This window comes from Streptomyces physcomitrii (assembly GCF_012273655.1).
GTDB lineage: Bacteria > Actinomycetota > Actinomycetes > Streptomycetales > Streptomycetaceae > Streptomyces > Streptomyces physcomitrii.
Map to the genome: position 1 here is coordinate 1 of NZ_JAAWWP010000040.1, position 23,181 is coordinate 23,181.

Sequence of the window (23,181 nt, forward strand, 5' to 3'; positions counted from 1 at the left end):
CCACCCCGCCTCCCCCTCCACCTTCTCCGCGCGTCCGGCCCCCGGCGCTCCGGACGAGACCGCCCTGCTGGACGGCACCCTGCCCGGCCCGACGCTCCAGGGCGGTTCCCTGTACGAGGCCGGCCGGGACAGCACCGGCTTCCTCGACGGCGGTCCCCGCGAGCACACCCGCCCACCCGAGCCCTATGAGCAGGGCGACCACGGGGCCCCCGCCGGGTACGCCTCGGAGCACACCACGATCGGTCTCCCCGGCCAGTCCGCGCGCGAGGGCCGCACGGCTGACACGGAGGCCTCGGCCTTCGCCCCGCATCACCCCGGCACCGGTTCCGGCCCGGAGAGGTCGGGCTCCGGCATCCACTCCGGCAGGTCGGGCTCCGGCAGTGCCGACTTCGGCAGCGTGGATTCCGGCGGGGCCGATCGCCCGGGCCGACCCGGCAGTACCGGCACCGCCGACTTCGGCTACGCCGACGACTACGCCACCGGCGCCAACAGCGGCGCCGAGGAGCAACTCCCTTACACCGAGGGCGTCTTCGCTGACGACGACACCTTCGTCCTGGAGCGGGTGATCGACCCGGGGCCCCTGCCCGGTGCCGCCGACCCGGCGGAGGACGCGGCGGCCCGCAGGCACCGTGCGGTACGGCACGCCTACTACCCCGGGCGCCGGATGAACCTCGGCGTGGTGCTGCTGCCGCTGCGGGTCTTCCTCGGCCTCATCTCCGTGTACGCGGGCATGGGCAAGCTGTGCGACCCCGTCTACTTCGACGGCGGCGAACGCGGCTCCATGGTCAAGTGGCTGCACTCCCTGCACCCTTGGCCGCTCGCCGAACCCCTCCGTGACTTCGCCCTGGCGCACCCCGTCGGGGCCGGACTCACCATCGCCTTCCTCCAGGTCTTCGTCGGTGTGCTGACGATCCTCGGTCTGTGGCAGCGGTTCGCCGCCGCCATCGGTGCCCTCCTCTCCGCCGCCCTCCTGGTGACGGTCAGCTGGCGTACCGTCCCCGCCTACGACGCGCCCGACATCATCTACCTCGCCGCCTGGTCCCCGCTGATCATCGCCGGGGCGCCGGTCTACTCGGCCGACGGCAGGCTCAGCTCCGAGGCCTGGCGCACCCTGGGCCCGCGGGCCGCCCTCTGGGACCTGCGGCGACGGGTGCTGCGCCGCGGTGTCCTCCTCGCCGCGGTCACCGTCGGCCTGGCGATGCTGGTCGGCGCGGTGCTCGGCGGCGCCGTGCGCGATGCCGACCGGGTCACGGTGCCCGGGCCCGGCGAGACCCCGCGCAACCAGCTCCCCGGTACCCCGCTGCCGCAGGAGTCCCACAAGGAACGCGGCGGCAGCAGCCCCTCCGCCACCAGTCCCTCGGCCGGGAGCGAGGAGCCGGGCTCCTCCGCGTCCTCCGCGCCCAGCTCGGGAGTCTCCAAGGAGGGCACCGGAGGTTCCGCCCAGGACGGTGTCCAGAGCCCCGGGGACTCCCCGGGCGAACAGGCACCGCAGGAACAGGCGCCCCCCGCCGAACCGCCCGCCGGAAGCGGCTCCTCCGGCGGCAGCGGCGGCACCACCTCCACCGGCGGCACGGGCGGCGACCCGGGCAGCGGCGGCAACGAGCGTGGTGGCGACACTGGCGGGGGAAGCAGCAGCGGCAACTCGGGCGGGCTGGTGGGCGGGCTGCTCGGATAGGCAGAGGGCGAGCGCGGGCCAGGACCGTCCCGGACCGCCGGAGCTACCGGCTTCCGTGCCCGGAGGCCGCCTCCTGCCCTCGCTGACCCGTACCCTTCAACAACCGTGTCCCCGGCCCTGGTTCGGATTCGGGCCCGGCCCTGGTTCAGATCAGATTCAGGTTCAGGTTCAGGTCCAGCTTCTGCAGGGCACCTCCGCGGTGAGCACGGTGGGGCCGCCCGCCGGGCTGTCGATCGCGAAGGCGCCGTCCAGGGCGGCGATGCGGCGGGCCAGTCCCCTCAGTCCGCTTCCGGCGGCCGGGTCGGCGCCGCCCGCGCCGTTGTCCTCGACGCGGATCCACAGCCTGGCCCGGTGCCGCGTCACCCGAGCGGTGACCTGGGTGGCGCCGGAGTGCTTCGCCGCGTTGGTGACGGCCTCCGCGACCACGAAGTACGCCGCGGTCTGCACGCTGGAGGCCAGCCTGCCGGGTACCTCCGCCGTCAGGTCGACCGATATCCCGGCGCGTTCGGCGACCGATTCCAGCGCCGCCTCCAGGCCCTGGTGGTCAAGGGCCGAGGGGTACACCCGCCAGGCCACGTCCCGGAGTTCGGTGAGCGCGTCCCGGGACTCCTCGTGTGCCTGGCGCAGCAGGGCGTCCGCCCGGTCCGGGTCGGTGGCGCGGCGGGCCCGCCCCAGCAGCATGCCCAGCGCCACCAGGCGTTGCTGCACGCCGTCGTGCAAGTCCCGCTCGATACGGCGCCGTTCGTCGTCGACCGCCTCGATCACACCGGCCCGGCTCTCGGACAGCTCGCCGATGCGGCGCTCCAGCGCGGTGCGGTCGGACGGTCGCAGGAAGCGGCGGGCGAGGGACTCCTCCCAGCGCGCCACGCCTCGTATGCCCTGGGCGGAGAGGAACAGCCCGAAGAGTCCGCCGAGCGCGGTCAGGAAGACCGTGCCCGGGTGGTCCAGCTCGGGGAGCAGGAACCAGCCCCAGAGCAGGAAAGAGGCGTAGCCCGTACAGACGATTCCGGTGAACAGGGCCGCGCCGCCGAGGAGTCCCACCCCGGAGCGCGCCGCGAGATAGGCGAGTACGCGGGAGCCCGGGACCGGGTGCGGGCAGGGCGGGGAGGTGCCGTAGTACCGCGACATGCGTCTCTGGCCGGTGTAGGCCAGGCCCCATGCGTACCGCGTCGCTCTCAGGGTGCCGGGGCCTTCGGGACCCCGGTCCGGGGCGCCCTGCAGCCATCCGCCGCCGAGCGCCACGAGGAGGAGTTCGACCGGTGCCGTCAGGGAGCCCAGCAGGATTCCGAAGGAGAGGCGGGCCCAGCGGCGCAGAAGCTTTCTCATGGCGGAAACGCTAGCCAGCCGCAAGCCGGGGCGGACTGCGGTAAACCGCATAATTTCGCTGCGGTGTACCGCAGGTTGGATGCGGTGTGGTGAGTGCTGTGAGTGCGGTGCAGTGAGTGCAGTGCGGTGGGATGCGGGCAGCGCGGTTCGGTGCGGGGTCAGTCAGTAGGGAAGCGGGTCGCCGGCCGGGGCGGGGGTCGGTACGGAAGCGGGTCGCCGGCCGGGGTGGGGAGGCGGGTCAACGGCCCAGTGCGGCCAGTTCCTTGCTCGCCTCGGTCAGGTCCTTCGCGGTGTCGATCGCACGCCAGTAGGCACCGTGCGGGATCGGGAAGCCGGCCAGGTTCTTCTCGCGGGCGAGCCGGGGGAAGGTCGCGCGCTCGTGATCGCCGCGGTCCGGCAGGAGACCGGTGAAGGAGGCCGCGAAGACGTAGACACCCGCGTTGATCAGGTACGGGGACGGCGGGGCCTCGATGAAGTCGGTGATGTGGCCGAAGGCATCCGTCTCGACGGCGCCCCAGGGGATCCGCGGCCGGGCCAGGGCGAGGGTGGCCTTGGCGTCCCGTTCGGCGTGGAAGGCGGCCATCTCGCGCAGGGAGAACCGGGTCCAGATGTCGCCGTTGGTCGCGTACCAGGGCCGGTCGGCGTGGGGCAGGTGCGCGGCGGCGAACTTCAGACCGCCGCCGCGGCCCAGCGGCTCCTTCTCCACCACGGTGGTGACCCGCAGGGGCAGATCGGCCGCGTCGAGCCACTCTTCGAGGACCTCGGCCAGATGACCGCAGGAGACGACCACGTCGGTCACACCCTCCTCGGCCAGCCAGGCGAGCTGGTGGCCGATGATCGGCGTGCCCGTACCGGGGATCTCGACCATCGGCTTGGGCCGGTCGTCGGTGTACGGGCGCAGCCGCGAGCCCTGCCCTCCGGCCAGGACGACGGCCTGCGTGGGGTACGCCTCGGTGTGCGGATCACTCATGACGGCACTGTACGTGGCCGCGCGGGAGGGGGCCCTACGGGCTGGGGCCGCGGTCTGTGCAGCCCTGCGGGTTAGGGCCAGGGCCGGGACCGGGGCCCGTGGAGCCCCGCGGGCCGGGCGCCCGGCGGCGCGGGCGGTGCGAGGTCCGCCACGTGCGTGCTGTTCCCGACCCGAGCCAGGTGTTCGTCCCGACGGAGCCCGGCAGTTCTCAGCTCGACGGGACCCGGGGTCCTCAGCTCTACAGGACCGGCAGTTCTCAGCCGATCGCGGCGGCCACGCCGGTGGCGTAGGAGGTGTCGCAGACGGGACGGGCGTAGGACTGGGCCCGCGTCGCCCCGTACTGCTTCACCGCCGCACGGCCCAGCGCCCGTGCGAGGGAGGCGCAGTGCGCGGCCAGCGAGGGCTTGCGGTCGACCTCCTCCTGGAGGTGGGTGAGCGCCACCCCGGGATCCTCCTCCTGGAGTTCGAGGAGGAGCCGGTCGCGCAGTACGTCCTGCGGTGCGCGCGCACCGGCACGGGTGGAGGCGTCCGAGGCGGAGGCGGCGAGCATCGAATCGGAGCCGTGGCCGGACCAGTTGACGCGGGTGACCGCGAGGGTCCCGGACAGGACCAGGACGACGGGCAGTACGAGAGCGAGCGTGCGGCCGATGCCGAGGGCGGGGCCCCGGCGGTGCTGCGGCTTGTGGAGTCGTGTCACGCGAGTGAGCGTAGCGGGCAGTGATGATTTGGCGACATTTAGTCACTCTGTCGAGCGACGGACGGCCGCAAAATTCATCTGCCGTGTTGACGAATACGGGCGAATTGGACTCTATGTCACCTTCGTTGGTGGTCTCACGGCCGCTGAGGAAGCGTGCTGCGGCGTAGGCGGGTGACAAAGAAGAGGAGCCTCCGCACCGAAGTGCGGAGGCTCCTCTTCATGCCTTCATGCCTTCATGGCTTCAGCTCGGCCGACCCGTCGACTCAACTCATCGGCCGACCCGGCAGCTCAGTCGCTCAGTCGCTGAGGCGCTCGCCGGTCGACGTCGAGAAGACGTGCGTCTCGCCCGGGCGCGGGACGATGTGCAGCTCGGCGCCCTTCTCCGGGACGTCGCGGCCGCCGACACGGACCACGAGGTCCTTGTCCGTGCCGCCGACCCGCGCGCTGCCGTAGACGTAGCCGTCGGCGCCCAGCTCCTCGACGACGTTCACCTGCACGGCGAGGCCGGCCTTGGCGTCCGAGTCCTCCTTGGAGAGGGACTTGGCGGCCGAGCCGTTCAGCTCGACGACGTCGAAGTGCTCGGGGCGGACGCCCACGGTGACCGTGGTGTCGCCCCGGTCGGCGGCGGCGGTCAGGGCCTCACGGCTGACCGGCACCACCGAGTTGCCGAACTTCACGCCGCCGTCGGTGATCGGCACCTCGACCAGGTTCATGGCGGGGGAGCCGATGAACCCGGCGACGAAGAGGTTCGCCGGGCGGTCGTACATGTTCCGCGGCGAGTCGATCTGCTGGAGCAGGCCGTCCTTGAGGACGACGACGCGGTCGCCCATGGTCATGGCCTCGACCTGGTCGTGGGTGACGTACACGGTGGTGATGCCGAGGCGCCGCTGGAGCGAGGCGATCTGCGTACGGGTGGAGACGCGGAGCTTGGCGTCGAGGTTCGACAGCGGCTCGTCCATGAGGAAGACCTGGGGCTCGCGCACGATCGCGCGGCCCATCGCCACGCGCTGGCGCTGACCGCCGGAGAGGGCCTTCGGCTTGCGGCCGAGGTACTCCGTGAGGTCCAGGATCTTGGCCGCTTCCTCGACCTTCTGCCGGATCTCGGACTTCGGCACACCGGCGATCTTCAGGGCGAAGCCCATGTTGTCGGCGACCGACATGTGCGGGTAGAGCGCGTAGTTCTGGAACACCATCGCGATGTCCCGGTCCTTGGGCGGCAGGTGCGTCACATCGCGCGAGCCGATGCGGATGGCGCCGCGGTTCACGTCCTCGAGACCCGCGAGCATCCGCAGGGAGGTCGACTTGCCGCAACCGGAGGGACCGACCAGTACGAGGAACTCGCCGTCCTCGACCTCGATGTCCAGCCCGTCTACCGCGGGCTTCTCCGAGCCCGGGTAGACCCGGGTCGCCTTGTCAAACGTCACAGTGGCCATGGTGAGGGCCCCCTTCACCGGCAGGAACGTGCCGGACGATCCGAGTAAAGGTGGACACCACCGCTCCCCGGGACCGGGCGCCGGGGCCCGGGCGGATCGAGATGGTGTAGTCCATTGCGTGGACTGGGGGCGACAGTACCCGGGGAATGGCCGGATGTCAGCAGGTACGGGCGTGCTGGTGACAGCGGGGGTGAGGGCGGGGCCCGCGGTCCGGCCTGGGTCGGGCCGGGCGGCGCCTCGGGCCCCTCGGGGCCGCTATTCCTGCTGGTCCGGGGAAACACCGGCTGTGTAAGGTTGGTGCGGTCTACGCGCCGCCCCGGCGACGCACCCGCCTCCTTAGCTCAGATGGCCAGAGCAACGCACTTGTAATGCGTAGGTCGTCGGTTCGAATCCGACAGGGGGCTCTGGTGGAACCCCAGGTCAGGAAGTCGTTGGCCTGGGGTTTCTCGTTCACCGGATGCGTCGCCGGTGCCCGGTGCGGGTGGTGTCCCCCGTGCGGCGCATGGCCTCCTCGGTGAGGTGGGAGCGGCCCTTGACGGAGCGGCGGTTCCGGCTGTGCTCTGGGTGTCCGAGGACTCCATGATCGTGGGCACGTCCTGTCACCTCCTTCGAGTGGCCCGCAGTGGTTCAGCGAGCAGCGCCTCGGAGAGTGCGGGCGCCCGATCGGTCAGGCTCATCGTTCGTCTCCGTAGATGTGCCTCAGGTGTGACAGAGGGTGGGTAACGCAATGGTGGGACGCAATGGGCGCAGGGAGAATTTGAGGAGGGTCGCGGAGCGACGTCGTCGGCCGGACGAGCCGCCGACACGCTTGACGCCGGCCCGCAACTGGTTAGTCGCAGCTGTATTAGCCGGACTGTCCGCCGTCATCGCCACCACGATCACGGGCGCGGGTGCATTCGTTGAGGAGAATATAAAGAGCATATTCCGGGAGGAAGGTCATCAGGGGACTTCTCCAGCGGAAGTGAAAACTGCTGTAACCCCTCTGGAGGGTGGTGGCCTGCTGGTCTCCGCGGGGCGCGTCACGAGTACCGGGGAGAAGAAAGTCCTGGAAGACCCGTACGCGATGGAGCCGGAATCTTTTATGAAGTTGCACAAGCGGTTGAGATCCACGCAGGTGGGGGGAAATTTCTATAAGCTCGTCATTACCAACACCTCCGCTTCCGCAATCAAGATAGTCAATGTTTCTCCGGTGGTGAGCAGGCGTTCTGCGCCCTTATCCGAGACGCTTATCGAGCCCCTCGGGGGAGCCAATCCGGGGGAGGTCTTCGTAGATCTCGACCTGAATGTTCGTCATCCGAGTTTTACGAGGCGAGGGAAGCCCTACTTCACGAGTGAGTCACGCAACGTTGCGGCCGGCAAGAGCTTTGAGATTTTCGTGGATGCGAATGTCGAAGATTACTATGTTGAGTATCATCTGAAGGTTGACTATGTGGATTCTCTCGGCAGGGCGAATTCTCTCGAAGTTCATGACCCCAGTGAGGGTGTGGGGATTTTTCGTCTCTCCGGGATTCTGCCCCCGTATAAGTACACTGACTACTGGGGGGTTGAGGATGACTTGGAGAAACCCGGTCTGAAGCTGCTGACCGCCGAGGAAAAACGTGAGAAATCTCGGTAGTCACGTCCGGGTGGATTTCAATCGGCCCCAGCCCCGGTCCCGGTGTTCCGGCAACCCCCCCGGAGTCTCACCTCACCACGACGTTGTCCCCCGTCGAAGTCGACGGCCCCGTGGTGGTGTTGCCGTAGTACGCCCAGCGCCAGGTGCCCGTCTTGGAGGCCTTCACGGTGGTGCTGAGGTTGCCCGAGTTGTTCGCGTAGACCTTTTTCACCGTGGTGTAGGTGGTGGTGCCGGTGGGCTTGAACTGGAGGCTCACCCGGCGGCCCGGGTAGGAGGCGTACTTCCTGGTCTCCCAATCGGCCCGGGTGACCTTTCCGGTCACGGTGAGGGTCTTGCCCTTGGCCACCGGCTCGGGTGAGGCGTTCACGGTCAGGCGGGAGTTGCGCTTGACGTAGGCGGTGAGGCCCTCGTCGTCGGTGTCGCCGCCGTCGTCCTCGAAGTGGACCTCGGCCGCGACCTTCCAGGCTCCGGCCTCGCTGTTGTCCATGTCCCACACGCTCGGGTCGAAGAACATCGTCTCCTTGATGTCGCACACGCCCCGGCCCGCCGGAATGCAATCGCCCGTCTCGATGGCGTGCCACAGGCGGTCGTCCGTATTGCTGCGGTACAGGAACACCGCCGGCCACTCCCACCGGCGGGTGGTCGCCATCCGGAAGGTGACGGGCACCGCGACCTCCTTCGACACCCCGATCACGATGGGCTTGCCGCCGTTCACCTGGACGCGGGTGAACGAGACCCCGCCCTCGGCCGCCCCGGCCGGTGCCGCGGCCACCCCCGCGAAGACCGCCGCCGCGCCGACCGCCACGGCAGCTCTCCAGACCTTCTTCCCCACCTGATCCCCGATCTCCGTACCGAAAGGCGCCGAAGGCTCGTCCTCCGGCGCACTACAGACAGCGGGAGGCCGCTCGGGGTTGCCCGCCCGTGGATCACGATCGGGCATCGGGCATCGGGCATCGGGCATCAGTCATCAGCTATCGGGCGATCTTCGCCTCGTACGAGGTGGTGTGCCCGGCGACCGCGCCTTCAGCCGGGGACGCGCTCACCCCTCCCGGCCGTCCTGTTCGGCGGGTTCGGGGTCGTCGTCGGTGGCGGGGACGTAGCGCAGCAGGTCGCCCGGCTGGCAGTCGAGGACCTCGCACAGGGCTTCGAGGGTGGTGAAGCGGACGGCCTTGGCGCGGCCGTTCTTCAGTACGGCGAGGTTGGCGGGGGAGATGCCGACGCGGGCGGCGAGGCGGCCGGCGGTGAGTTTGCGTCTGGCCATCATGACGTCGATGTCGAGGACGATCGGCATCAGATCACCTCGGCGAGTTCACCGCGCAGGCGGGTGGCTTCGCCGTCGCGGTGGATGGCCTCGTGCAGCAGGGTGCGCAGCAGGAGCATGACCAGCGCACCGGTGGCTGCGGCCAGGGCGGCTCCGTAGGGGTAGAGGGTGAAGGTGAGCGGCAGGGCGTGGGTGCTGCCGAGGCGGAAGGCGAGGGCGGCCAGCAGGACGGTCATGCCGATCAGTGCGCGGATGGTGGTGGTGAGGTAGGGGAGGGAGGCGGGGGTGAAGGCCTTGCCGTCCTGGGCGAGGCCGGTCAGGCGCCAGACGCAGACGACGACGGCCTGCAGCAGGAGCAGGGCCGGGAGGGCGCAGAGGGCGAGTGCGAGGCCATGGCCCTGGACGATCTCGGCGAGGGTGCCGTCGTCCGTCGCGGCGACGGGCTCGCCGGAGGCGGTGACGTCCTGGGCGGGGTCCGTGCTGACGAGGACCACCGTCCACGCTTGCAGGGCCAAGGTGAGGGCGAACACCGCGCAGAGGGCGGCGCGCAGGGAGCGCGTGAGGAGAGGTGTCACCGAGACTCCTTGATCTATCGAGTGGCGATAGGAATCTATCGTAAATCGATAGGTTCGTCGATGGGTTGCGTTGCGTCGACGGGTGCGGCGGTGATGCTCACCGGTTGCCGCGGTGGTGCTCCGTGCGGTGCGGTGCGAGGCGGGTCCGGGCGGAAGCGGGAACCGTCTATCGGGGCGGGCGGGGGACTTCGTGCGTCACGGCTTGCGGGCCGTGGGCGTCTCGGTCCCTGCCCCGGCTCTCCTGCTCCCCGGACTCCGGGCCCCTGAACTCCGGCCCCCCGAGCGCCTGTTCCTCGCTCTCCTGCCCCCCGCTCCTCGCCCGGTACTCCGTCGGCGGCACCCCGTACGTGGTGCGGAAGGCGCGGCTGAAGTCGGAGGGGCTGTGGAACTGCCAGCGGGCGGCGAGCTGTTGGACCGGGACCTTGCGCAGGGTGGGGTCGGTGAGGTCGCGGCGGGCGCGGTCCAGGCGCTGCCGGCGGATCCAGGCGGAGAGGGTGAGGTCTTCGTCGGCGAAGAGGCGGTGCAGGTGCCGCAGGGAGATGTGGTGGGCCGCGGCGATGGTGCGGGGCGTCAGGTCCGCCTCGTGGAGGTGGGCGCGGACGAACTCCTTGACGCGGAGCAGGAGGGTGCGGCGCCGGGACTCGGGGCTGAGGGTGCGGGCGCCGTCGTCGAGGGTCTGCACGAGGAGGGCGGAGAGCAGGTCGGCGACGAGCATGCCGAGGCGCGGGCCGTCCGCGGAGCCGTAGGAGTGGCTGCTCCCGGCGAGTTGGAGGAGGAGTTCGCGCAGCAGGGCGCCGTAGCCCTGGTCGCCGGGGACGTGCCGGGGGCAGGCGCGGTCGATCTGGTCGCGGCCGAGCGGGAGCAGGGCCCGGGGGACCTTGACGGAGGAGCCGATGTGCAGCCGGCCCGAGGTGCCCACCCGGACCTCATGCGGGCGGGAGCTGTCCGCGATGTGCAGGTCGCCGGAGGGGACGAGGAACTGCCGGTCGTCCTGGGTGACTTGGAGCGGGCCCGCCACGGAGAGGCCGATGTGCACGAACTCGGGGTCGGACTGGCGGATGTGCCGGGCGGTGCGGCGGTAGAGGGTGGGCCGGTTCTTGGTCGGCCAGGCGGTGACCGTGCCGAGTTCGAGGATGCGCTGGTCGGCCCAGTAGTCGGAGCGGTGGGCGCTGACGAGTTCCAGGGGTGCGATGGTGCGCCGCATGACCTCGTTCCAGAAGTCGAAGCGGTCGGCGGGGGGAACGTGGGCGCAGGAGATGGTGGTCTCGTCGAGCATGGGCTGCCGGGTTCCCCCTCCTTCGGTCGCCTCTGTCTCCTTCTGTCTGCCGCCGAGGGTACCCAGTGCGCGGGGCCCGGCGGCCGAAGGCCCTCGTCCCGAAGCCGCCGTTCCCCGGTGTCCGGTGTCCGGTGTCGGGGGCCGGAGCCCGAAGTGGCCTGCGGGGGAGGGGAGTTGGGCGAAGTCGGCGGAAGGGGGCCGGGGTGGAGTGCGGGAAGGGCCACCGGCGGTCCCGCCGCGGGGCGGGGCTGCCGGTGGCCCTGGGGTCCGGTGGTGCGCCCGGTGGTGCGCCCGGTGTCAGGGGCGCAGCAGTCCGCGTGCGTAGGCCTTGGCCAGGCGCTGCGGTACGAGGTGGGGCGTGCCGTCGACGGTGACCGGGACGAGCTGCGGGGTGGCGGCCTTCCACTGGGCGCGGCGGTGGCGGGTGTTGCTGCGGGACGTCTTCCGTTTGGGAACGGCCATGGCTGACTCCTGGCTGGGGGTGGGGCCGCCAGGCTATATGAAAATGGATCCCATTATGAAGTGGTCGGTTCCGCCCGCCCGGCTCCGTCCTGCGGACCGTGCCAGTCCAGGCAGACCACCATGGCGTCGTCCTCGGCGTCGGCCTCGCCGCGGTGGTCCGCCACCTCGCGCAGGACGGCGTACGGGACCTGGGAGGGCGGGAGCAGGCGGCTGCGGGTGAGGGCGCGGGTCAGGGCGCGGTCGCTGAAGCGTTCGCCGAGCAGGGAGTCCGCGTCGTAGACGCCGTCGCTGACGAAGACGAGGCGGTCCCCGGGGTCGACCTGGAAGCGCTGCACCGCGTAGACGGTGTCCTCGAACATGCCGAGCGGCAGTTGCGCCTCCAGCTCGACCGGTTCGACGCGGCCCTCCCGCAGCCGCCACATCCGCGGTGAACCGGCGTCCACCACCTCGGCCTGCCCGTCGGCCAGGGTGAACCGCAGCAGCAGCGCGGAGACGTGCCGTTCGCCGCGGTGCTGCCCGTAGAGCGCCTGGTCGGCGAGGTTGGCCTGGCCGACCAGGTCCAGGCCCGCGCGGCGGGCGTTGCGCAGCGCGTTGACCGCGAGGCTGGTCAGGAGCGCGGCCTCGATGCCCTCGCCCATGCCGTTGGTGACGGTGAGGGTCAGCCGGCCGTCCGAGGTGGTCCAGTCGAAGTTGTCGCCGTGGATGGAGTACGCGGGCTCCAGCTGGGCGCCGAGGTCGAAGACGGGGTGGGAGTGCGAGCGGCCGGGGAGCAGCTCCCACTGGATCTCGGCGGCCAGGGTGAGCCGGTCCGCCCGGCGGGCCCGTACGTAGCGGTCGGTGTGCCGCTCGGCGACCACGATCTGGTGGCCGAGGGCCTCGGCGACCTCCTGGAGCTCGTCGCGGATCTCCTCCGAGTACCGCTCGACCGGGAGCGTGACGCTGAGCACACCGAGCCGGTCCCCGTGGACGGTGACCGGCAGGTACACCTCGGCCAGGGCGGGGCTGGTGGTCAGGACGGTCTGGGCCTCCTGGGCGCCGAAGGCGCGGCCCGCGGGCCCGCTGTGCATCGGCAGCGGGGCGGTGCCGGGAGGGCCGCCGATCGGCTGGAGCCGGGTCATCGAGTAGTCGCCCATCAGCAGTTCGCCGCCGGTGGCCGCGTAGCGGGCGCGCAACTGCTCGCGCAGGACGTCAGGGAGGGTGTCGGGGGCAGCTCCGCGCAGCGCGCGTTCCACTGCCGAGAATCTTTCCAAGGGGAGGCGACCGCTCTCTGGGGTGGATGATGGGGCGGGTGCGCTCGGGCGGCCAGACCTCGCTGCCGCTGTGCCGAAAGGGAACAGGGGTACGCAAAGGAGGCTATGCGGGTCCGAGGGCAGCGGATACTGTTGTCTCCCGACAACAATAAGGGTCAGTGTGGAGGCGCGGGCACCAGCCCGGAATCCTCCCCGCACCGACCACGACGGAGTGGGGAAGGTACCTGGCGTGACTGCCGACGAAGCCGCTGTCCGGGAGCTGGTGAGCAGCGCGCTGCGGGAACGCGGTGAGGTGGTCGCCGACAGATGGGTCCAGCTCCAGCTGGAGCAGGCGGCCCTCGGCACCGGCATCTCCGAGGCGGAGCTGCGCGAGGAGGCCGACACCCTCGTCGACGCCCTGGGCGCGGGCCTGCGGGACGACGTACCGGTCGCGCGGGTCGTCACCACCCACCGCGAACTGCGGCAGGCCGTGATCACCCTCTCGCTGCGCCGGGCCCGGGCGGGCGCCACTCCGACCGGGACCTCGCTCGCCGTCCTCGCCCTCAAGGAGGCGCTCCTGGAGGCGGTGCGCGGCTACACCAGCGACACCGGCGAACTGCTCTCGGCCGCGCTGCTCATCAACCGGCTCCTGGACGCCGCGGGCGCGCTCTCCTTCGAGACGTACGTGGAGGGCCGCGAGGAGATCATCCAGCGGCAGAGCCGGCAGCTGCTCGAACTGTCCACGCCCGTCGTCCGGTTGTGGGACAAGGTGCTCGCGGTGCCGCTGATCGGCACCCTGGACACCGCCCGTACCCAGGTGGTGATGGAGAACCTCCTGGAGGCGATCCAGGAGAACGAGTCGCGGGTCGCCATCATCGACATCACCGGTGTGCCGACCGTGGACACCGCGGTCGCCCAGCATCTGCTGCAGACCGTCAACGCGGTGCGGCTGATGGGCGCCGACTGCGTGATCAGCGGCATCCGGCCGCCCATCGCGCAGACCATCGCCCAACTGGGCATCGACCTCTCGGCGATCCTCACCCGCGCCACCCTCGCCGACGCGCTCGCCGAGTCGCTCAGACTCACCGGGCAGTCCGGTCCCCGTACCGAAGGCGCCGTGCTCCGGTGACCGGCCGCACGGCCGGAGTGCCGATACTGCGGCTCGGTGACGTCCTGGTCACCGGACTGCTCAACGAACTCGACGACCACTCGGCGACCGCCTTCACCGAGGAGCTGACCGAGCGGATCTCCGCCGACGACGCCCGCGGCGTCCTCATCGACGTCTCGCGCCTGGAGCTCATCGACTCCTTCGTGGCCCGCACCCTGATGGAGCTGACCACGGTGGCCCGCCTGCTCGGCGCCCGTGTCATCGTCGCCGGGATGCGCCCCGCGGTCGCCCTCACCCTCGTCGAACTCGGCCTCCAGCTCACCGGGGTGGAGACCGCGCTCAACGCCGAGCAGGGCATGGCCGCCCTGGGCTGGGAGCAGGTCGCGCACGTGCCGGGACCGTCCGCGCCCGCCGCCCTCGGAGATCCCGGGGGTTCACCGTGACCCTCTACGACGACGATCTGCGGGCCCTCGGCGGCGGACCCGGCGAGGAGCCACCCCCGCCGAGCGCCCCCGCCCGTATCGCGATCAGGGCCGAGGAGGACCTGCTGACCGCCCGGCACGCGGTGCGCGGCGCCGCGGTGGAGGCCGGATTCGGGCTGGTCGACCAGACCCGGGTGGTCACCGCCGCCAGCGAACTCGCCCGCAACACCTACGTCCACGGGGGCGGCGGCGCCCTGACCGTGGAGCACCTGCACGGGCCGCGGCGCGGGCTCCGGCTCACCTTCGAGGACCAGGGCCCCGGCATCGCCGACCTCGACGCCGCCCTCGCCGACGGCTACACCACCGGCGCGGGACTCGGCCACGGACTCGGCGGGGCGCGGCGGTTGATGGACGAGTTCCAGGTCTGCTCCGAACCGGGGCGCGGGACACGGGTCGTGGTCACCCGGTGGACCCGGGCGTGAGCGCGGTGGACCCGGGCACCGAGGCGGTGCCCGGCACGACCACCCGCCAGGTCCGCGTCGACCACCACAGCGCCGTCCACCTCGCGGCCGAGACGGCGCGGGCGGTGGCCAGGGAGGGCGCGCTGCCGGGCGCGCTCCCGGACCGGGCGGCCGTCATCGCCTCCGAACTCGCGGCCAACCTGGACAAGCACGCCCGCGACGGCAGCCTCTACCTCCAGCACCTGCCCGCGGGCGAGGGCATCGAGATCCTCGCCGTGGACCGCGGGCCCGGCATCGGCGACCTGGCGCTCAGCCTCACCGACGGCTTCAGCACCACCGGCACCCTCGGCGCGGGACTCGGCGCGGTCGGCCGGATCGCGGACGAGTTCACCATCCGCACCGAGGCCGGCGGCACCCTGATGTCCGCCCGGATGCGGCGCCCCGGCGCCCCCGCGCCGCACACCGCGGCCGGGGTCGTGTGCCTGCCCCTGGAGGGCGAGAGCGCCTGCGGGGACGCCTGGGCCGTCGCCGAGTCCGAGGAGGGGGTGACCGCGCTGGTGGTGGACGGCCTCGGCCACGGGGAGCAGGCCGCGGAGGCCGCCCAGCTCGCCCGGCGCCACTTCCTGCGCGAACCGGGGCGCCCGCTGCCCGAACTCCTCACCGGCATGCACCGCGCGCTGCGCCGCACCCGGGGCGCCGCCGCGGGCCTGGTACGGCTGCGGGCCGGGACCGCCGAGTCCTGCGGGATCGGCAACATCCGCCTGATGCTCCTGGACGACCGGCGGGTGCACGCCCGGGTCACCGGCCAGCCCGGCATCGTCGGCTTCACCCTGCCGGTGCCCCGGGTGCAGCGCCTGGACGCCCCCGCGGGCGCCGGCCTCGTCCTGTGCAGCGACGGCATCGACCACCGCTGGGCGGATTCGCCCTCGCCCTTCCTGCTGCGCCTGCCGCCCCCGCTGCTGGCCGCCGCGCTCTGCCGCGACCGCCGCCGCACCCGCGACGACGCCACCGCCCTGGCCGTACGGGTACCGGGGAGGCAGCCGTGAGCGCTCAGGGCATCCCCTGCCGCGACGTCGGCCAACTCCGCGACACCCTGCGGGCGATGACGGAGATCCGGGCCCTGCCGCCGGAGACCCGCAGCCGCCTGGTGCTCTCCGTGGTCCATGTCGCCGAGGCCGCCCTCGGCCGCGGCGGCGAGGTCGTCCTCGGCTACCGGCCGCCGGGCACCGCGGGCGCCCCCGGCTCCGGGCCCGCCCGGCTGACCGCCTGGTTCGCGCCCCCGGCGGTGCCGCCGCACCCCGAGGAGCTGGACCTGCCGCTGCCCGCGGAACTGCTCGGCGACTCCGCCGTCGTCTGGCGGCTGCCGAAGGGCTCCGGCGCCCCCGACGAGGACGAACTCAAGGCCGCGCTCGCCCGTATCGACGAACTCACCGCCGAGCAGCGCCGCCTCAAGCACGAACTCGCCGAGACCAACAGCGGCGTACTCGCCCTCTACGTCCAGCTGGAGGAGCAGGAGGAGGAGGTCCGCCGCGCGCACGGCAAGGTGCTGCGCGAACTGGAGGACGCCCTGCGCCCGCCGCCGGTGCGCGTCCCCGGCCTCGAACTGGGCATCCACTACGCGCCCGCCGACAGCGACGCCCCCACCGGCGGCGACCACTACGACTGGTTCACCCTCGCCGACGGCACCCTGCACATCACCGTCGTCGACGCCCTCGGCCACGGCGTCAAGAGCACCCGCAGCGCCCTCAACGTCACCCACGCGGTACGGACCCTGGCCCTGGAGGGCCACCCGCTGGACTCGATCATCGCGCGCACCGACGAGATCCTGCTGCCCTTCGACCGCGAACTGATGGCCACCGTGCTCCTGGTCCGCATCGACCCGGCGACCGGCGAGACGGAGATCGCCAACGGCAGCCATCCGCCCGGCCTGCTCGTACGGGCCGACGGCACCGGCGAGTTCCTGGAGATCCGGGGCCGCGGCATCGGCTTCCCGATGCCGGGCAGCGACGGCACCCTGCGCACCCGGATGGACCCGGACGACCTGCTGGTCCTCTACACCGACGGGCTCACCGAGAGCCGCCGCGACCCGAGCGAGGGGGAGTTGCGGCTGCTCGCCGCCGCCCGCCGCCACCGGCGCCGGCCCATGACGGAGATCCCCGGCGCCCTCGCCGCCGACATGCACACCGTCATCCTGCACTCCGACGACACCCTCGCCCTCGCGGTCCGCCGCGCACCGGCCGCGGAGGAGCCGTGAGGGCACCGCGCGGGACCCCGGGCGCCGCCCCGCGGAACAGGGGGTGTCGGCGCCGCTCGACGGGGCAGCTGTGCCCAGGAGCGACAGGGCAGCTGTGCCCGGGAGCGAGGAGTAAAATCGTGGCCGATCCGGAAGAGGAGTACCAGTGAAGGATGCGAACCCGTCTTCCCTCGATCGCCGCACAGCCGAAGCAGCGCGCACCGCCCGCGAGGTCACCGAACTGCTCGAAGTCCTCTGGGAGCGCGGCCGGGACGCGGTGTCACCGGCGCCGGTGTCCTCCTCCCAGCTGCGGGTGCTCTACACCCTGGACCGCGAGTCCGGCATCAATCTGCGCACCCTCGGCAATGTGCTCGGCTCCACCCCGTCCTCGGTCAGCCGGATGTGCGACCGGCTCCAGGCGCTCGGCTTCGTCGAACGCGCCCCCAGCCCCGCCAGCCGCCGCGAGCTGGAGCTGCGCCTGACCGCCCAGGGCACCTCCTACCTCGCCGACCTCCGCCGCCGCCGGGACGAGGCCCTGCTCACCATGGTCTCCGCGATGCCCGCCGCCCAGCGCCAGGCACTCCTGGAGGGACTGCGGGGCTTCCAGTCCGCGGTGGAGGCAAGCTCCCCACGAAGACACGACGACTCGGCGGCGACTGCCTAGCCGCGCCCGCCGTCCGGTCGCTTCCCTCCCCTCCGGTCGCCGCCTTCCGCGCGACCCGCACGCTCCTTCGTACGACCCGTTCGCCGTGCTCCTCCCTACGGCCCGTTCGTACGGCCCGCAAGAGCGTCCTCCCCGCCTCCGTACGGCCGGCGCTCAACCTTCCGCCGACGTACGGGACTTCGAAGACACCCCCTGACCGTCCTGGTCGTCCGCCGCCGCCCGGTCGGGCTCCGCCGCGCCGAAGGGCACCCGTACGGCGATCCGCTTCCCGCCGTCGGGGAGCGAGGAGATGGTGGTCCCCGCGCTGAGGTGCTGGATGAGGAACCAGCCGTAGCCGCCGATGGCGGGGTCGCCCTCCTTGAACTGCGGGCGGGGCAGCAGCGGGCTGCGGTCGCTGACCGTGATCTCCAGTCCGTCCGCGGTGAGTTGAGCGGTGAAGTCCGTCATTCCGTCACCGTGCCGCAGGGCGTTGGTGACCAGTTCCGAGGTGACCAGGAGGGCGTCACCGAGAAAGGCCTTGGCCGCGGCTTCGTCGGCGCCCGGCAATTCCCCCGCGCTCACCAGGTCGCGTACCTGTTCGCGGGCGGCCGCCGCCTTCCGCGGAAGCTCTTCCGGCAGGTCGGCCGGTTCGAGGGTCGCGGTGCGCTCTCGCTCGACAGTGCGCTGTTCCATGCGTATCACGCTCCCGTTGGGGCTCATTTTCGGCTGCCCGGAAACGTTCGGCTCATTCACGTCCGCCACCCCTGAAGGTGGGATCCGCCGGGGAGCGGAAGGAAGCGGAAGGAATGAGCCCGCGCGATACGCGGCGGCGGCTTCGGCGAATTCCCGCGGTGAATTGGCCGCGGCTCTAAGGGAATTGGCGCGGACGGGGAGGTTTCGCTCCAGCTCGTGAGGTCGTGAGGTCGTGAGGTCGCGAGCCCGGGGGCGCGGGCGCCGGTCAGCGGGTGAGGCCGGCGACGAGGGTCGCGAGGGTGCCCTCGATCACCGCGTCCCGCTCCTCGCCGGGGAGCCGGGCGAGCGGGCCGTCCAGGATGAGCAGCGCGAGTCCGTGCACGGAGGACCAGGCGGCGGCCTCGGCGCCGGGCCGGTTCTCCGGGCGCATCCGGCCCGCGGCGACCAGCGCGTCCAGCGCCTCGGAGAGCAGCACGAAGGCCGCGAACTCCGGCCGGTCGGGGGCCTGGAGCCCGTTGAAGTCGTCCTCCTCGTCGAGGGGGGTGCGGCAGAAGGCGGTGCGGTACAGGCCCGGCTGGTCGAGCGCGAAGCGGAGGTAGCCGCGGCCGATCGCCTTGGCGGTGCGCTCGGCCTCCTCGCCCGGGTCGTCCAGGCCCGGCAGCGCCGCCACGGCCTCGGCCATCGAATCGGCGAGCGCCTGCTGCCCGCGCACCTTCACCGCCTCCAGGAGGTCGCCGTGGCCGCCGAAGTGCCGGTAGGCGGCGGTGGGGGAGACGCCGACGGTGCGGGCGGCCTCGCGGAGCACGACCTTCTCCGGGCCGCCGAGCGCCGCGAGTTCGATCGCGGCCTCGATGAGCGCGTTGCGGAGGTCGCCGTGGTGGTAGCGGGCCCTGCCGCCGTGGGTCGCCTTCATGACTCGTTCCCGTCCATGACTCCATCCTGCCTGATGACCCCGATAAATGTTGACGCCGTTAACAAGAGTGTGCCACGGTAGATGTTAATCACGTAAACATTCACTACGGGGTGATGACCGTGTTCGATCGCGTTACCGATCTGGCCCTACGGCGGGGCCGCCTCCTGCTCGGGCTCACCCTGGCGGCAGTCGTCGCCATGGCCGCGCTCGGCTTCGGGGCCTTCGGCAAGCTCCTCGGCGGCGGCTTCGAGGACCCGGCCGCGCCCTCCGCCCGGGCCCAGGCGGTCATCGACGAGAAGTTCGGCGGCGAGAGCAATCTGGTGCTCCTGGTCCGCTCCGCGGACGGGCCGCTGGACGCCCCCGCCGCCGCGCGCGAGGGCCGCGCCCTCACCGCGGAGCTGAAGGACGAGCCCGCCCTCGCCAATGTCGTCTCCTACTGGGACACCGGCGCCTCCGCGCTGACCTCCCGGGACGGCGACCAGGCGCTGATCCTCGCCCATGTGCGCGGCGACGAGACCGAGCGCGGCGACAACGCCGCCGCCCTGCTCGACGAGTACACCGGCGACCGGGACGGCCTCACCGTGCGGGCGGGCGGCGCCGCCGCGGTCAACGACGAGATCCCCACCCAGGTCGCCAAGGACCTCGCCCTCGCCGAGACCATCGCCGTACCGCTGACCCTGCTCCTTCTCGTGCTCGCCTTCGGCAGCCTGGTCGCGGCGCTGCTGCCGCTGGCCATCGGGCTGATCGCGATCGTCGGCACCTTCGCCGAGCTGTACGTCCTCGGCAGCACGACCAGCGTCTCGGTCTTCGCCGTCAACCTGACCACCGCGCTCGGCCTCGGCCTCGGCATCGACTACGCGCTGCTCATGATCAGCCGCTTCCGCGAGCATCTCGCCGAGGGGGCCGAGGTGCCGGACGCGCTGCGCCGCACCGTGCACACCGCGGGGCGCACCATCCTGTTCTCCGCCGCGACGGTCGCCGCCGCCCTCGCCGCGCTGCTCGTCTTCCCGATGTACTTCCTGCGCTCCTTCGCCTACGCGGGCATCGGCGTGGTCGCCATCGCCGCGGTCAGCGCCCTGGTGGTCATCCCGGCGCTGCTCGCGGTGCTCGGCCACCGGGTCAACAAGGGGCGGCTGCCCTGGGCCCACCGCCTCCGCGGCGCCGAGGCCCCGCTGTGGGGCAGGCTCGCCCGCACGGTGATGCGCAGGCCCGCGCTGACCGCGCTGCCGGTGCTCGGGGTGCTGCTCCTTGCCGCGAGCCCGCTGCTCGGCGTCACCTTCGGCACCCCCGACGAACGCGTCCTGCCCGAGAGCGCGCAGAGCCGCCAGGTCGCGGGCGCCGTCCAGGACGACTTCACCGGCAGCGAGGAGTCGGCGGTGCAGATCGTCACCAGCGGACCGGTGGCCGCGCCCGAACTGCGCTCCTACGCACAGCGGCTGGCCGGGCTCGACGGCGCGGCCCGGGTGGAGACCTCGGCGGGCACCTACCGCGAGGGCGCCTTCGAGCGGCCCGGGCCCGCGAGCAGGGCGCTCGGCCGCCCGGACGCCCAGCGGATCACCGTGGTCACCGCTCTCGCGCCCAAGTCGGGTGCCGCCCAGGACCTGGTGAAGGACATCCGCGCGGCCGCACCGCCCGCCGGGACGACCACCCTGGTCGGCGGCGCCGACGCCCGCCTGGTCGACTCCAAGGACTCCATCGCCGACCGGCTCCCGGCCGCGATCGGCCTGGTCGCGGGCAGCACCTTCGTGATCCTCTTCCTCTTCACCGGCAGCGTGGTGCAGCCGCTGCGGGCCCTGGTCCTCAACGGCCTCAGCCTCAGCGCGGCCATCGGCGCCATGGTGTGGATCTTCCAGGACGGCCACCTCGGCGGTCTCCTCGGCTTCACCCCGCAGCCCATGGACACCTCGATGACGGTGCTCCTGTTCTGCATCGCCTTCGGCCTGTCCATGGACTACGAGGTCTTCGTCACCAGCCGCATCAAGGAACTCCACGACCAGGGCGCCGACACCCGCGAGGCCGTCTCCGGCGGGCTCTCGCACACCGGCCGCATCGTCACCATGGCCGCCGGGCTGCTCGCGGTGAGCTTCTTCGCCTTCGGCACCGCCAAGGTCAGCTTCATCCAGATGTTCGGCCTCGGCAGCGGATTGGCCATCCTCATCGACGCGGTGGCGGTACGCGGCGTCCTGGTCCCCGCCGCGATGCGCCTCCTCGGCCGCACGGCCTGGTACGCGCCCCGGCCGCTGCGCGCGGTCCACGCCCGGCTGGGCCTGAAGGAGGGCGCCCCGGCCGAGCAGCCGAAGGAGCGGCACCCGGCCGGGGTCTGAGCCCGCCGGCGCGCGAACGGCCCGGCCCACCGAGGAAGGTGGACCGGGCCGTACGGCTGCCGGGGCGGTGGCGGGTACGCCCGCCGGGGCGGGGGCGCCGGGATGCGCCGCGGGCGCGGGGCCTCAGTGCCCCGGGACCGCCGAGACCGCCGACCCGAAGCGGGCCTTGACCGCCGGGTGGTCGAAGCTCTCCGGGTCGATGAGGAGCGAGCCCTCGCCCGCCGCGGCCGGGAGGACGCTGACCGCGCCGGTGCCCAGGAACTTGCCGGGGGCGCCGACCGCGAGATCCGCCCGGCCGTCCGCGTCGAAGTCGGCGGCCGAGACGGCGGCGCCGAAGAGGTTGTTGGTCTCCTGGGCGCCGACCACCCCCGGGGTGCCCAGGTTCAGCTCGCGCGCCCCGTCCGGGGTGAGGCCCCCGGCGGCGCCCGGCACGACGGTGAGCGAACCGGCGTTGTTGTAGCCGTCCTCGTCCGGCGCCTGCGGGTCGGCGACGACCAGGTCCGCGTACGAGTCGCCGTCGGTGTCCGCGAGCAGCGCCGCCCGCCCGGGGACCGGGTCGCCGCCGTAGGGGGTGCCCGCGCCGAGGCCCTCGGCGGTGCCGGGGAAGGTGCGCAGCTTGAAGTCCTCGGGGCCGTCCTCGAAGGAGGTGTCGACGACCACGTCGTCCCGGCCGTCGCCGTCGATGTCCCCGGCCACCGGTACGTAGCCGGCGAAGGGCAGGCCGACGCTCTTGCCCAGCGGCTTGGTGCTCAACCCGCTCGCGGTGCCCGGCAGTACGCCGAGGGTGCCCTCGTCGGCCGGGTCGTCGAAGTAGGCGGTGCTGATCAGGTCCGCGTAGCCGTCGCCGTCGACGTCCCCGGTGGTGAGGTTGCCGATGCCCGCCCCGCCGCCGGGCGGGGTGAAGGAGGTGAGGCGGGGCGCCGGGGTGTCCCGGAGGTTCTTGGCGCCGCGCACCACCCGGACCTTCTCCCCGTCGGCGACGGCGAGGTCCGCGCGCCCGTCCTTGTCGAAGTCGCCGATCGCCAGCTCCGAGCCGAATCCGCGGCTGGTGACCGGAGTCGGGGCGTGGAAGGCGATCGCGTCGGTGGACAGGCCCTTCGCGTCGCCGAAGACGACGGTGACCGAACCGGCGCCCTTCACCGTCCCGATGGACTCGCCGCGGGCGCCGACGACCAGGTCGCCGTGGCCGTCGCCGTCGAGGTCGCCGACGGCCACCGTCGAGCCGAAGGCGTCGCCCGGCTCGGGCACCCCCGGGACCCCGGCGGTGTTCTGGGTGAGCCCCTTCTTGCGGCTCACCCGGATCCCGTCGGCGGTGCCGTAGGTGAGGGAGACGTAACCCGCCTTGGCCTGCCCGGCGATGGTGCCGTCGGGGGCGCCCACCGCCAGGTCCGCGTAGCCGTCGCCGTCCACGTCACCGGGCGGCGGGGCCGCCGCCGCGCTCGCCGTGCCGCCGCCCAGGGCCCCCGCCACCACCAGGGCGGCCACCGCGGCCGCCGTGATCCTGCCTCGTACCATCCGGTCCATTCCTCCATCTGCTGCTCGGCGCCCGGCCCCCCTCGGCGCCGGTACGCGCCCCATGGAACCAGTCCGGGCGGAGGAGTACGAGGGCCGGGGAGCCGGGAGTCGGGACGCTCAGCGGGCGGTCTTGGCGGGCTTGCCGGTGGGGCCGTCGCCGGGGACCTCGGCGGGGACCTCGGCGGGGGCCTCGGCGGTGTCCTGGGGCTCGCCGCCCTGATGCCCGTCCGGGCCGTCGGCGGCGGCCTTGTCGAGCCTGCCGTAGTCGAAGGGCGCCCTGCCCGCCAGGACCTCACGGACCCGGCCCTTGTCGATCTCCTTGGTCCACGTCCCGACCAGCAGCGTCGCCA

General features: G+C 72.5%; 22 protein-coding genes, 1 tRNA gene and 1 pseudogene. 10 read left to right on the forward strand and 14 right to left on the reverse strand.

From position 1 onward, the window contains the following. Positions 1 to 238: 238 nt before the first annotated feature. The gene (locus HFV08_RS32020; RefSeq protein WP_446696852.1) at positions 239 to 1,675 is read left to right on the forward strand and encodes a DoxX family protein; all 1,437 of its coding nucleotides are present in this window, start codon (positions 239 to 241) and stop codon (positions 1,673 to 1,675) included. A gap of 168 nt (positions 1,676 to 1,843) precedes the next feature. On the opposite strand, the gene HFV08_RS30825 is transcribed toward HFV08_RS32020, so the two are convergent. The 4 genes from HFV08_RS30825 to HFV08_RS30840 all read right to left on the reverse strand — a co-directional run bounded on the left by HFV08_RS30825 (position 1,844) and on the right by HFV08_RS30840 (position 6,101). Continuing rightward, positions 1,844 to 3,001, reverse strand: coding sequence for a sensor histidine kinase (locus HFV08_RS30825; protein ID WP_168543857.1), 1,158 nt, complete (start codon positions 2,999 to 3,001; stop codon positions 1,844 to 1,846). Between the two features lie 238 nt (positions 3,002 to 3,239). Continuing rightward, entirely contained in the window at positions 3,240 to 3,971 is a 732-nt protein-coding gene (locus tag HFV08_RS30830; RefSeq protein WP_168543858.1) for a nucleotidyltransferase family protein, read from the reverse strand. Positions 3,972 to 4,227: 256 nt separating this feature from the next. Continuing rightward, entirely contained in the window at positions 4,228 to 4,668 is a 441-nt protein-coding gene (locus HFV08_RS30835) for a hypothetical protein (protein WP_168543859.1), read from the reverse strand. Positions 4,669 to 4,964: 296 nt separating this feature from the next. After that, the gene (locus HFV08_RS30840) at positions 4,965 to 6,101 is read right to left on the reverse strand and encodes an ABC transporter ATP-binding protein (RefSeq protein WP_168543860.1); all 1,137 of its coding nucleotides are present in this window, start codon (positions 6,099 to 6,101) and stop codon (positions 4,965 to 4,967) included. A gap of 330 nt (positions 6,102 to 6,431) precedes the next feature. Between HFV08_RS30840 and HFV08_RS30845 the strand changes: the two genes are divergently transcribed. Together HFV08_RS30845 and HFV08_RS30850 are read left to right on the forward strand one after the other, a co-directional pair. Then, positions 6,432 to 6,505 (forward strand) — tRNA-Thr (locus tag HFV08_RS30845). Between the two features lie 323 nt (positions 6,506 to 6,828). Further along, positions 6,829 to 7,716 (forward strand): hypothetical protein, encoded by an 888-nt coding sequence (locus HFV08_RS30850; protein WP_168543861.1) that lies wholly within the window; start codon positions 6,829 to 6,831, stop codon positions 7,714 to 7,716. A gap of 67 nt (positions 7,717 to 7,783) precedes the next feature. Here the strand turns inward: HFV08_RS30850 and HFV08_RS30855 are convergent, their stop codons facing one another. The 6 genes from HFV08_RS30855 to HFV08_RS30880 form a co-directional block, all read right to left on the reverse strand. Further along, positions 7,784 to 8,548 (reverse strand): hypothetical protein, encoded by a 765-nt coding sequence (locus HFV08_RS30855; RefSeq protein WP_312885900.1) that lies wholly within the window; start codon positions 8,546 to 8,548, stop codon positions 7,784 to 7,786. A 207-nt stretch (positions 8,549 to 8,755) separates the two neighbouring features. Next, positions 8,756 to 9,007, reverse strand: a complete 252-nt coding sequence (locus HFV08_RS30860) for a helix-turn-helix domain-containing protein (protein WP_168543863.1) — start codon at positions 9,005 to 9,007, stop codon at positions 8,756 to 8,758. Next, positions 9,007 to 9,552 (reverse strand): DUF2975 domain-containing protein, encoded by a 546-nt coding sequence (locus HFV08_RS30865; RefSeq protein WP_168543864.1) that lies wholly within the window; start codon positions 9,550 to 9,552, stop codon positions 9,007 to 9,009. Before HFV08_RS30865 ends, HFV08_RS30860 begins: the two co-directional genes overlap by 1 nt. A gap of 166 nt (positions 9,553 to 9,718) precedes the next feature. Next, complete coding sequence (locus HFV08_RS30870) at positions 9,719 to 10,828, reverse strand: helix-turn-helix domain-containing protein (RefSeq protein ID WP_168543865.1); 1,110 nt, start codon at positions 10,826 to 10,828, stop codon at positions 9,719 to 9,721. A 297-nt stretch (positions 10,829 to 11,125) separates the two neighbouring features. Then, positions 11,126 to 11,290, reverse strand: coding sequence for a 50S ribosomal protein L32 (gene rpmF / locus HFV08_RS30875; protein ID WP_168543866.1), 165 nt, complete (start codon positions 11,288 to 11,290; stop codon positions 11,126 to 11,128). Between the two features lie 53 nt (positions 11,291 to 11,343). Then, complete coding sequence (locus HFV08_RS30880) at positions 11,344 to 12,540, reverse strand: PP2C family protein-serine/threonine phosphatase (RefSeq protein WP_168543867.1); 1,197 nt, start codon at positions 12,538 to 12,540, stop codon at positions 11,344 to 11,346. A gap of 229 nt (positions 12,541 to 12,769) precedes the next feature. Here HFV08_RS30880 and HFV08_RS30885 point away from each other — a divergent pair, with 229 nt between their 5' ends. From HFV08_RS30885 to HFV08_RS30910, 6 genes are all read left to right on the forward strand, one after another. Then, positions 12,770 to 13,648: an STAS domain-containing protein gene (locus HFV08_RS30885; RefSeq protein ID WP_168543868.1), complete on the forward strand. Its 879-nt coding sequence runs from the start codon at positions 12,770 to 12,772 to the stop codon at positions 13,646 to 13,648. Further along, complete coding sequence (locus HFV08_RS30890; RefSeq protein ID WP_168543869.1) at positions 13,645 to 14,070, forward strand: STAS domain-containing protein; 426 nt, start codon at positions 13,645 to 13,647, stop codon at positions 14,068 to 14,070. The genes HFV08_RS30885 and HFV08_RS30890 overlap by 4 nt, the downstream gene beginning before the upstream one ends. 77 nt (positions 14,071 to 14,147) lie before the next feature. Further along, positions 14,148 to 14,531, forward strand: a complete 384-nt coding sequence (locus HFV08_RS30895) for an anti-sigma regulatory factor (RefSeq protein ID WP_168543873.1) — start codon at positions 14,148 to 14,150, stop codon at positions 14,529 to 14,531. Then, positions 14,528 to 15,556, forward strand: a complete 1,029-nt coding sequence (locus tag HFV08_RS30900) for an ATP-binding protein (RefSeq protein WP_312885901.1) — start codon at positions 14,528 to 14,530, stop codon at positions 15,554 to 15,556. Before HFV08_RS30895 ends, HFV08_RS30900 begins: the two co-directional genes overlap by 4 nt. Then, entirely contained in the window at positions 15,553 to 16,764 is a 1,212-nt protein-coding gene (locus tag HFV08_RS30905; RefSeq protein WP_312885902.1) for a PP2C family protein-serine/threonine phosphatase, read from the forward strand. The genes HFV08_RS30900 and HFV08_RS30905 overlap by 4 nt, the downstream gene beginning before the upstream one ends. A 145-nt stretch (positions 16,765 to 16,909) precedes the next feature. Beyond that, positions 16,910 to 17,407: a MarR family winged helix-turn-helix transcriptional regulator gene (locus tag HFV08_RS30910; protein WP_040252098.1), complete on the forward strand. Its 498-nt coding sequence runs from the start codon at positions 16,910 to 16,912 to the stop codon at positions 17,405 to 17,407. A 153-nt stretch (positions 17,408 to 17,560) separates the two neighbouring features. Here HFV08_RS30910 and HFV08_RS30915 read toward each other — a convergent pair whose 3' ends face one another. Both HFV08_RS30915 and HFV08_RS30920 read right to left on the reverse strand, forming a co-directional pair. Continuing rightward, the gene (locus tag HFV08_RS30915) at positions 17,561 to 18,079 is read right to left on the reverse strand and encodes an ATP-binding protein (protein WP_168543870.1); all 519 of its coding nucleotides are present in this window, start codon (positions 18,077 to 18,079) and stop codon (positions 17,561 to 17,563) included. Between the two features lie 265 nt (positions 18,080 to 18,344). Next, positions 18,345 to 18,992 carry a TetR/AcrR family transcriptional regulator gene (locus tag HFV08_RS30920; protein WP_040252101.1) on the reverse strand — a complete coding sequence of 216 codons (648 nt, stop codon included), beginning with the start codon at positions 18,990 to 18,992 and terminating at the stop codon, positions 18,345 to 18,347. A gap of 119 nt (positions 18,993 to 19,111) precedes the next feature. On the opposite strand from HFV08_RS30920, the gene HFV08_RS30925 reads away from it, so the two are divergent. Then, entirely contained in the window at positions 19,112 to 21,316 is a 2,205-nt protein-coding gene (locus HFV08_RS30925; RefSeq protein ID WP_168543876.1) for an MMPL family transporter, read from the forward strand. 123 nt (positions 21,317 to 21,439) lie between these two features. Here HFV08_RS30925 and HFV08_RS30930 read toward each other — a convergent pair whose 3' ends face one another. Both HFV08_RS30930 and HFV08_RS30935 read right to left on the reverse strand, forming a co-directional pair. Continuing rightward, complete coding sequence (locus HFV08_RS30930; RefSeq protein WP_168543871.1) at positions 21,440 to 22,831, reverse strand: FG-GAP and VCBS repeat-containing protein; 1,392 nt, start codon at positions 22,829 to 22,831, stop codon at positions 21,440 to 21,442. A 117-nt stretch (positions 22,832 to 22,948) separates the two neighbouring features. Continuing rightward, positions 22,949 to 23,181, reverse strand: a pseudogene (locus HFV08_RS30935) (C4-dicarboxylate transporter DctA); the annotation flags it as partial.

Coding starts and splice junctions, on each gene's coding strand:
- rpmF (WP_168543866.1), bottom strand. CDS start 11,290: ATGGCCGTTCCCAAACGGAAGACGTCCCGCAGCAACACCCGCCACCGC.
- HFV08_RS30850 (WP_168543861.1), top strand. CDS start 6,829: ATGGTGGGACGCAATGGGCGCAGGGAGAATTTGAGGAGGGTCGCGGAG.
- HFV08_RS30920 (WP_040252101.1), bottom strand. CDS start 18,992: ATGAAGGCGACCCACGGCGGCAGGGCCCGCTACCACCACGGCGACCTC.
- HFV08_RS30915 (WP_168543870.1), bottom strand. CDS start 18,079: ATGGAACAGCGCACTGTCGAGCGAGAGCGCACCGCGACCCTCGAACCG.
- HFV08_RS30830 (WP_168543858.1), bottom strand. CDS start 3,971: ATGAGTGATCCGCACACCGAGGCGTACCCCACGCAGGCCGTCGTCCTG.
- HFV08_RS30825 (WP_168543857.1), bottom strand. CDS start 3,001: ATGAGAAAGCTTCTGCGCCGCTGGGCCCGCCTCTCCTTCGGAATCCTG.
- HFV08_RS30870 (WP_168543865.1), bottom strand. CDS start 10,828: ATGCTCGACGAGACCACCATCTCCTGCGCCCACGTTCCCCCCGCCGAC.
- HFV08_RS30930 (WP_168543871.1), bottom strand. CDS start 22,831: ATGGTACGAGGCAGGATCACGGCGGCCGCGGTGGCCGCCCTGGTGGTG.
- HFV08_RS30860 (WP_168543863.1), bottom strand. CDS start 9,007: ATGCCGATCGTCCTCGACATCGACGTCATGATGGCCAGACGCAAACTC.
- HFV08_RS30840 (WP_168543860.1), bottom strand. CDS start 6,101: ATGGCCACTGTGACGTTTGACAAGGCGACCCGGGTCTACCCGGGCTCG.